General features: G+C 59.4%; 1 protein-coding gene. It reads left to right on the top strand.

Annotation, left to right across the window (positions count from 1 at the left end; translation table 11 throughout):
• The coding region (locus BKH33_RS11050; protein ID WP_244157427.1) for a tetratricopeptide repeat protein at window positions 1–2,175 on the top strand (2,175 nt) is incomplete at both ends.

Genomic DNA, 2,175 nt, shown 5'->3' on the forward strand with positions numbered 1-2,175 from the left:
CTCAACGCATGGCGCAGCCTGAGACGTCTGCAACAAGGGCGAGGTGGACAGGAGAATCCGCTGGAGGCTTCCATCAAGAGCCGTCTTCAGAAGCAGGTGGATGACGCCAGCGAAAGGTATGAACTGGCCGGAGTCAGTCGATCCGCCTTGGCCGGGGCCGTCACCGAGATGGAGGTGGCACTCAAGGAACTCAGCGGCGACGACGCCGCAGTCCTGGAGGCAGTGCGGTTCCCGGACAACTTCGCGACGTACCTCCGACGGCGAACGGCGGGTCGCCGCCAGAACATCGAGGCGGCAGCTGAGTCCTTCTTCGACGACCTGACCCGCATCGTCGCCGACGAGTTCATCTACCGCGCTCCAGGCTCGCGGGCTTTCGACATCGCTGCGCTCAAGCAGCTGCTCGCAGGCCAGGAACAGCTACTTGCCGGGCAGGAGCAACTGCTGGAGGGGCAGGCAGAGACTCACGGGCTGCTGGGGGCTATGGCTACGGATATCAAGGAGATCCATAGCGTGATCCCACAGAGCCGACCTGCCTCACCCACACGGATTCGCTTCGGCAGCCGCCCCAGGATCGCTGCAGGCTTCGTCAAACGGGAAGGGCAGGACGAGCTCTTCGATGCCGTCTTCACTCACACCGAGCCTCGTACTGTACTGACGGGGATGCGAGGAAGTGGCAAGACTCAGCTGGCAGCCACGGTTGCGACCAGGTGCGAGGAGGAGGGTTGGCCCCTAGTCACCTGGATCAATGCAGCCTCACGTAAGGAACTCATTGCCGATCTCTACGAGCTCGCACTACGGACAGGCATCAATGCATCGAAGGATGTTCCTCCGGAGACTATTATTCAGCGCTTCCTGGATCAACTGCGCTCAGCAGAAGCGGCGGACCGCCTTTTCATTTTCGACAACGTAGAGAACCTCGACGACCTGAGAGACCTCACCCCCGAGGGCAGCGGAGTTCGGGCCCTCATCACCACCACACGCCACCTTGACTGGGGCAGTTTAGGATGGCTTCCGTTGACGGTTGGCGTCTTTGAACGAGATCAGTCGATTAACCTTCTCTGCGAGCGCACTGGGGATAATCACCGCAATGCGGCCGACCAGATCGCAGAAGCTCTTGGCGACCTTCCTGTTGCAGTATCCCAAGCCGCTGCCACAGCAAAATGGGGCGGATACGCCTTATCCGACTACCTTGGCAGGCTAAGCAATCACCCGCTCGAGTCAAGTATCAGTCGCCTCGAGGGCGACGACTACCCGGACGCCGTTGGGGTCGCACTGTTCATGGCCTACGAACAGGCCTTGGAGCAGATCAGATCCAAGCATCCTCAGCAGGAGAGGATCGCCATATCACTCCTCGACTCTCTGTCTCTCCTGGCCGCTTCCGGAGTGCCGACTCATTGGCTCCTCGGACTTGACGATGACTCCGACACAGTTCGAGACACCCTGTCATTCCTGAAGAGATCATCCATTCTTCAGGAATCCGCAGACGGCGGCAAGACCATCATTCACCGCCTCCAAGGGCAAGTTTACCGCGAAACCTACTTGAACAACCAGAAGAAATTCTGCGAAGCGCGCACGCGCGCAACAAAACTTCTCATCGAGATTGACGTGGACCGACTAGAAAATTTTGAACAACAGCGACAGAAAACACGCAATCTCATCGAACAAATAGGTGCCGTCACATCACAAGGCTACTCTCGCCCACTATTCTCAGATCCAGATTTTGCTGTACTACTAGCAACGACTCTGTGGAATGCGACCGACCTTGGGATGCCACAACTGGCACTTACCCTTACTGATTCTGTTACTCGGGCGGGCGACCTCCTGGGACCTCACCACCCCCACACCCTGGCCTCACGCAACAACCTCGCCATCGCCTACCGGGCAGCCGGCAGACTCGACGAGGCCATCCCCCTGTACCAGCAGAACCTCGAGGACCGCACCCGCATCCTGGGTCCCCACCACCCCAGTACCTTCGCCTCACGTCACAACCTCGCCAGCGCCTACCAAGCAACAGGCAGACTCGACGAGGCCATCCCCCTGTACCAGCACACCCTTGAAGACCTTACCCACATCCTGGGCCCCAACCACCCCCACACCCTCATCACACGCAACAACCTCGCCAACGTCTACCGGGAAGCTGGCAGACTCGACGAGGCCATCACCCTTCACAAGCAG

Source organism: Actinomyces naeslundii, assembly GCF_001956585.1.
Classification (GTDB): domain Bacteria; phylum Actinomycetota; class Actinomycetes; order Actinomycetales; family Actinomycetaceae; genus Actinomyces; species Actinomyces naeslundii.